This window comes from Chloroflexota bacterium (assembly GCA_023475225.1).
Lineage (GTDB): Bacteria > Chloroflexota > UBA6077 > FW602-bin22 > JAMCVK01 > JAMCVK01.
In genome coordinates, this window is sequence record JAMCVK010000002.1 from 78,566 (window position 1) to 85,516 (window position 6,951).

General features: G+C 55.4%; 8 protein-coding genes. 6 read left to right on the forward strand and 2 right to left on the reverse strand.

The window, feature by feature from the left end; translation table 11 throughout:
• Positions 1-103 precede the first annotated feature (103 nt).
• The 5 genes from mocA to M1136_00480 are packed head-to-tail and all read left to right on the forward strand — an operon-like array spanning position 104 to position 3,950.
• Positions 104-721, forward strand: a complete 618-nt coding sequence (gene mocA / locus M1136_00460; protein ID MCL5074112.1) for a molybdenum cofactor cytidylyltransferase — start codon at positions 104-106, stop codon at positions 719-721.
• A complete protein-coding gene (gene yqeB, locus M1136_00465) occupies positions 714-1,523 on the forward strand; it encodes a selenium-dependent molybdenum cofactor biosynthesis protein YqeB (GenBank protein MCL5074113.1) in 810 nt (269 codons plus the stop codon). Before mocA ends, yqeB begins: the two co-directional genes overlap by 8 nt.
• Before the next feature lie 30 nt (positions 1,524-1,553).
• On the forward strand, positions 1,554-2,198 hold the full coding sequence (locus tag M1136_00470; protein ID MCL5074114.1) for an SH3 domain-containing protein: 645 nt from the start codon (positions 1,554-1,556) through the stop codon (positions 2,196-2,198).
• Between the two features lie 12 nt (positions 2,199-2,210).
• The gene (locus tag M1136_00475) at positions 2,211-2,600 is read left to right on the forward strand and encodes a DUF4878 domain-containing protein (protein MCL5074115.1); all 390 of its coding nucleotides are present in this window, start codon (positions 2,211-2,213) and stop codon (positions 2,598-2,600) included.
• 21 nt (positions 2,601-2,621) lie between these two features.
• Positions 2,622-3,950: a cyclic 2,3-diphosphoglycerate synthase gene (locus M1136_00480; protein ID MCL5074116.1), complete on the forward strand. Its 1,329-nt coding sequence runs from the start codon at positions 2,622-2,624 to the stop codon at positions 3,948-3,950.
• A gap of 32 nt (positions 3,951-3,982) precedes the next feature.
• On the opposite strand, the gene lepA is transcribed toward M1136_00480, so the two are convergent.
• Positions 3,983-5,782: a translation elongation factor 4 gene (lepA, locus tag M1136_00485; GenBank protein ID MCL5074117.1), complete on the reverse strand. Its 1,800-nt coding sequence runs from the start codon at positions 5,780-5,782 to the stop codon at positions 3,983-3,985.
• A gap of 94 nt (positions 5,783-5,876) precedes the next feature.
• Between lepA and M1136_00490 the strand changes: the two genes are divergently transcribed.
• A complete protein-coding gene (locus M1136_00490) occupies positions 5,877-6,125 on the forward strand; it encodes a hypothetical protein (protein ID MCL5074118.1) in 249 nt (82 codons plus the stop codon).
• Between the two features lie 16 nt (positions 6,126-6,141).
• Here M1136_00490 and M1136_00495 read toward each other — a convergent pair whose 3' ends face one another.
• Complete coding sequence (locus tag M1136_00495) at positions 6,142-6,822, reverse strand: Hsp70 family protein (GenBank protein MCL5074119.1); 681 nt, start codon at positions 6,820-6,822, stop codon at positions 6,142-6,144.
• Between the last annotated feature and the right edge of the window lie 129 nt (positions 6,823-6,951).

Here is a 6,951-nt window from a genome sequence, read left to right on the forward strand (position 1 = left end):
GCGAGGAAGTATCCTATAATGTGCTTGAATGTTCGGCATACGGGCAGGCTCCACAAGGGATGCTGGTTTAGCCTTATTCCCAGAGATTATGGATATTGATTTGATGCGCCCAATTGTAGCTATCATTTTAGCCGCCGGGGCCTCGACCCGCCTGGGACAACTCAAGCAATTGTTGCCGCTCGGTGGGGAAACTGTGCTGGGGCGAGTGGTAAGAGCAGCGGTGGAATCTAAAGTGAACGAGGTGATCATCGTCCTAGGCTATCGGGCGGAGGAGATACGTACTGCTTTGGAGGCAGCGAATCTGATGACAGCGAAGGTCAAGATCGTAGTCAATAGCGACTGGACACAAGGACAATCTACTTCGCTGCGCGCTGGACTGACAGCAGCTTCTGGCGCTCAGGTGGCAATCTTCCTCTTATCAGATCAGCCGCTCATCTCGGCCGAGCTGATCGATCTCCTCTTGGAGCGCTATCGTCAAAGCGGTAAAGCGATCGTTGTTCCCATCTATAAGGGAAAGCGGGGTAACCCTGTTCTTTTTGATTGCTCCTTGTTTGGGGAGCTGGGACAATTGACTGGTGATGAGGGAGGACGAAGGGTAATCTCCCGACATAGTGCTGAGGTGGAATGGGTAGAGGCCCCATCGAAGGCCGTGCTGATCGACATTGACACCTGGTCGGACTATGAAGCCATGCAAGCCGAAGAGGTGGGGGAAGATGCTTAAAGATATCTTGGTGGTTATACGGGGCGGAGGTGACCTGGGTAGCGGCGTCGCCCATCGTCTGTACCGTTCCGGATTTAGGGTGATGATCACAGAACATCCTCAACCAACAGTGATTCGTCGGCCAGTGTCCTTTGCTAGCGCCGTTTTCGAGGGCGAGGTCGAAGTCGAAGGTGTGCAAGCCAGGTTGGCGAAATCGCCATTTGAAATAACATCCTTGCTGAGCGATGGCCTCCTTGCGGTGATAGTCGATCCCCAAGCTGAGACTGTGCAGCACCTCCGACCGCAGGTGTTGGTTGATGCGATCATGGCTAAACGCAATTTGGGTACCAAGATCACTGATGCGCCAATTGTTGTCGCCCTTGGGCCTGGTTTTGTCGCTGGACAGGATGTGCACGCGGTGATAGAGACAGCGCGGGGTCACTATCTGGGCAAGGTCATCCTCTTGGGCACTGCGGCGCCTAATACCGGTGTACCGGGTGAAGTGGCCGGTTACTCTGTGGAGCGGGTCATAAGGTCCCCAGCCACCGGCACCTTTCATGGCATCAAGAAAATTGGAGACCAGGTTGTGGCCAACGAGATGGTAGCCTTCGTTGACACACAACCCGTGCATGCAGGTATAGGGGGCGTCTTGCGGGGACTTCTGGCCGATGGTCTCTGGGTGAGGGTCAGGGATAAGGTCGGTGATGTCGATCCGAGAGCTCGCTATGATTACTGCTTCACTATCTCTGATAAGGCCCGAGCGATTGGCGGGGGGGCTTTGGAAGCGATACTCTACTTTTTGTCCCAAAGTGGAGAGCACTGAGCTGGTTATCACGCTGAGACAGGAGGGAGGGTGTTCAATCTGCCGACGGAGATCAGCCCAAGGGTAGTGCGTGGCTTGATCATCATCGCTGTGCTTGTCTATTTGGTGGGAGGATGGTTGGTTTTTTCCGCCTATAGAGAGTTCGGTCTGGGTGGAATGCTTCCCTTGTCTGGCCCATCGCCAACATTGGTAGCCCCCACAGCTACACCGACGGTTACGGTTTTGCTCCAAACCACGCCAATCACACGAGCGCTGGTAGGCAGTCCATCACCTCAACTCTCATCTGGTGGTGGCCCAATTTCGCAGGCGACAGCGGTTCTCCCCAGCCCTGCCCCAACGCTGACTGTCACACCGACCCGCCCATCGCCGACAGCTACGGTTCCCTCTCCTACACCTATTCCAACACCGACATCGACGCCGACACCGGCAGGGGGTACCACTCCGGGCAAAGGGATCATCAGGACAGTTGGCGGTGTGGGGGCGATCATCCGCAGCCAACCCAGCACACCCTCTACCGCACTTGGGGTTGTTCCCTATGGTGCCCAAGTCGAGCTGTTGCGAATCGTCCGAGGGCAGGCCATCGACCCGCTGGAGAGCAGATGGTATGAGATAACCTATGGCTCAATGCACGGTTACATTTATTATAAACTGGTCACGCCAGTGCAAACTAGATAAATGAGGGAATATATGGCCGTGATAAGGACCTGTTTGTTTGTGATGCTAGCCATCTTCACCGCCTGGGGTGGAGGATGTCAAAGGGCCATGTCACCCAGCGATGTCGTCAGAGAACATCTAGAAGCGTCGAAGGTGGCCGATTATAAGGCGGCCTTCGCTCTCTTCACGTCCGATGTCCGAGCGCCAGGGGAAGAGGAGCAGTACATCGAGTTTCAAAAACAGCGGGAGGCGGAACGAGGCAGAGTGGTCAGCTATACCATAGAGGGAGAGAAGCCCGTTGGCGATACAGTTGAGGTGGCTGCCACTGTGATGCGCGCCAATGGCGTCACCTGGCGCGGCGTTCTGGTCATGATTAAGGAGAATGGGCAGTGGCGGATAAAGAAGATCATAGCCACCCCTTAGAGGTCGTGAGGATACCAGAGGATGCAGAAGAAAAAAGTCATCATTATGGGAGCCGGGGGACGCGACTTTCATAATTTCAATGTATATTTTCGTGATAACAATGATTATGAGGTGATGGCCTTTACAGCCACGCAGATTCCGGGCATAGAGGGGAGGACCTATCCTCCCGAGCTGGCCGGGAAGTATTATCCAGCGGGCATTCCCATATATAGCGAAGCAGACCTGCCTCGACTGCTCGATGAACAGTCGGTTGACGAGGTTGTCTTCGCCTATAGCGATGTGTCTCACCAGTACGTGATGCACAGAGCCTCTTTAGTGTTGGCTGCCGGGGCCGATTTCCGCTTAATGGGCACCAGGAACACTATGCTAGAATCTACCGTGCCGGTGGTATCAGTAGGGGCGGTCAGAACCGGTTCGGGGAAGAGCCAGACGGCGCGACGCGTTACCCAGATCCTGAAGGAGCAGGGATACCGGGTCGTTGTCATGCGTCATCCTATGCCCTATGGTGATCTGCGCCAGCAGTCTTGCCAACGGTTCGCTACCTATGCCGATTTGGAGCGATATGAATGCAGTATCGAAGAAAGGGAGGAATATGAACCCCATCTCGAGCAGGGAACGGTTGTCTATGCGGGTGTGGATTATCGAGAGATCCTGCGGCAGGCGGAGGCCGAATCGGGGGTCATCGTGTGGGATGGGGGCAATAACGACCTTCCTTTTATTCGTCCCGACATACATATTGTGGTGGCCGATCCCCTTCGCCCTGGACACGAAATCACCTACCATCCTGGGGAAGCCAATCTACGTCTGGCAACAGTTGTGGTTATAAATAAAGTGGATACAGCCAGTCCGGAGAGCGTCGCTGCTGTGCGGGAGAGCATCCATCGGGCAAATCCGGCGGCCACCATCATCGAAGCTGCTTCACCGGTAAGCGTTGACAGGCCGCAGGAGATCAAGAGGAAGAGGGTTCTGATTGTGGAGGATGGGCCAACTCTGACCCACGGCGAAATGTCCTATGGAGCAGGGATGGTAGCGGCGAAAAAATTTGGGGCGAGGGAGATCATTGATCCAAGGTCAAAGGCCGTGGGTTCCATCATTGAAGCCTTTGCCGCCTTTCCTCAGATCGGGCCTCTTCTACCAGCGGTGGGCTATAGCAAGGAGCAGATTCGCGATCTGGAAGAGACAATCAACGCCATTGATTGTGATGTGGTGATAATCGCTACTCCAGTGGACCTGCGTCGGCTGATACACCTGAATAAGCCAATGGTCAGGGTGCGGTACGAATTGCAGGAGTTGAGCCATCCGAACCTGGCGGACGTGCTACAACAGTATCTGGGACACCGCCGTGGCTAGCCCTGGAGACGTAAAGGCGTTGAGCACCCTATCTACCCTCTTATCTTGAGGATGGCCATAAATGCCTCTTGGGGGATTTCCACGTTCCCCACGCGCTTCATTCGTCGTTTGCCCTCGGCCTGCTTCTCCAGTAACTTGCGTTTGCGGGTAACATCGCCCCCATAACATTTGGCCAGGACATTTTTGCGCAGAGGGGCAATCGTCTCCCGGGCGATGACGCGGCTGCCAATGGCTGCTTGAATAGGGACCTCAAAGAGCTGGCGAGGGATGAGCTTGCGCAGCTTTTCTACTAGCTCTCTACCCTTGGCATAGGCGTGGTCAGCGTGGGTGATCAACGAGAGTGCATCTACCGGTTGGTTGTTGACCAGGGTTTCCAGCTTTACCAGGTTGGCCCGCTTGTATTCCCCGAAGCTATAATCCAGCGAGGCATATCCCTGGGTATGCGACTTGAGCTGATCATAGAAATCGACCAATATCTCGCTGAGAGGGATATCGTAGTTGAGTAAAACTCGCTGCTCATCGAGATAGTCCATCCTCTTAAACTCACCACGCCGCGCCGTAACCAGTTCCATAATCGTACCGATATAGCGGCTGGGGGTGACGATGGTGATTTTCAGCCAAGGTTCCCGAATTTCAGCAATTTGGCCGGCAGGGGGGAGATTCGTCGGGTTGTCGACGATCAATTCCTGTCCATCGGTGGTGGTCACCTGATATTCCACACTGGGTGAGGTGATAAGCAGGTTAAGGTGATATTCCCTTTCCAGCCGCTCCTGGACGATCTCCATGTGCAATAGTCCTAAGAAACCACAACGAAAGCCGGAGCCCAGGGCCAGCGATGTCTCCGGTTCGAATTGTAAGGAGGCATCGTTCAGGCGCAATTTCTCAAGGGCATCTCGCAAGGCGAGGTAATCGGCCCCCTCAACAGGATAGAGCCCGGCGAAGACCATCGGCTTGGCCGGCCGATAACCGGGCAGGGGCACAGCGGCGGGATCGCTAGCGCTGGTGATCGTGTCTCCCACCCGCGAATCCTGAACATTTTTTAGTCCAGTAGCGATATAGCCGACCTCTCCAGCAGCCAGTTCACTGACTTGGCTCATCTGGGGTTTGAAGACACCTACCTCGAGTACATCTGTTTTCTTAGCGGTAGACATCATTAAAACAGGCGTATTAGGCCGGACTACGCCGTCAACAACACGGACATAGGCGATGACCCCCTTGTAGGAATCGTAGTGTGAGTCAAAGATGAGGGCGCGCAGGGGTTGCTGAAGTTGTCCCCAGGGTGGAGGGATGCGCTGAATTATGGCTTCCAAGATATCCTGAATACCGATACCCTCCTTAGCTGAGGCGAAGATCACCTCCTGATGGGGGATGCCGATGACCTCCTCGATCTCCCTGGCTACCTTTTGTGGCTGCGCATTAGGTAGATCGATCTTGTTAACCACGGGAATGATCGTCAGATCATGTTCTAGAGCCAGATAGGCGTTGGCCAGGGTCTGCGCCTCAATGCCCTGGACAGCGTCGACGACAAGGAGAGCCCCCTCACAGGCAGCCAGACTGCGGCTGACCTCGTAGGTGAAGTCAACATGACCTGGTGTGTCGATCAAGTTAAGCTGGTAAGCTCCACCGGCACGGCTCAGGTGGGTCATGCGTACGGCCCTGGCCTTGATGGTGATCCCTTTTTCCCGCTCCAGGTCCATCGAATCAAGCAACTGCTCGGTCATCTCTCGCTCGCTGACCGTTCCGGTCAGCTCGAGTAGACGATCACTGAGCGTCGTCTTACCATGATCAATGTGGGCAATGATAGAAAAGTTGCGTATATAAGTCTGTCTCATTTTTTCAGGTCATCATAAAGTAGTATACAATATCCAGGAGTGGAAAGAAAAAACAGGGATACGAGTCCAGCCTCGTATCCCCGCACGCGGTAGGATGAGAACTTTATCTCACGCCTGTTGCCTCTGGTGTTTCCCTCACCGCCTCTACAGGTTTCCGACTAAAGACGACCTCGTTGTTAGCCACATCGACGATGACTGTACCCCCTCCCTGGGATTCCCCTTCCAACACTCGTATGGCCAGGGGATTGAGGAGACGCCGTTATATCGTCCATTTCAGCGGACGTGCTCCATAGATGGGGTCGAAGCCCTCAGCGGCCAGCAAATCTTTAGCCGCATCGGTTAACTCTATCCCTTGTCAATCACACCTCACGGAACTCCCCCTCGATGGTACCCTCCTGGGGACCTTCTCCCCCACTCTGGGATGCACCAGCCTGGCTGGCCCCGGCCTGCCCATAGACGGCCTGCCCAATCCGCTGCAGGGAGAGGGAGAGACCCTCCATCGCCCGGCGCACCGCCCCAATATCCGTACTCCCAAGGGCCTCGCGCAGGACGCTCACCTTCCCCTCCACCTCACCGCGTAACTCGGCCGGCACCCGCTCCCCCTGCTCACGCAGCAGCCGCTCCGTGCTGTAAATAAGCCCATCAGCCTGGTTGCGTACCTCAATCTCCTCCCGCTTGCGCCGATCTTCCTCCGCATGCGCCTCAGCCTCACGCACCATCCGCTCCACCTCCTCCTTGGAAAGCCCACTGGAGGCCGTGATGGTGATGCGCTGCTCCCGCCCCGTCCCTTTGTCCCGCGCCGAAACATTGAGGATACCATTGGCATCAAGATCAAAGGTCACCTCAATCTGGGGCACCCCCCGCGGAGCAGACAGAAGCCCATCAAGGATGAAGCGCCCAATGCTCTTGTTCTCAGCCACCATGGGACGCTCCCCTTGCAGGACATGAATCTCCACGCTCATCTGGTTGTCAGTGGCCGTGGTGAAGATCTGACTCTTGGCCGTGGGAATGGTCGTGTTGCGGGTGATCAGCGGGGTCATCACCCTCAGGAGTGGGCAGATTCGATTTTGATGGAGCACGTGACAAAGGGGACATTACATGGGATGATTGCCTTAATCTCGCATCTCGCTCACACGAGAGGAAGGATCGTGCCCATGTGTGTCCCCGAT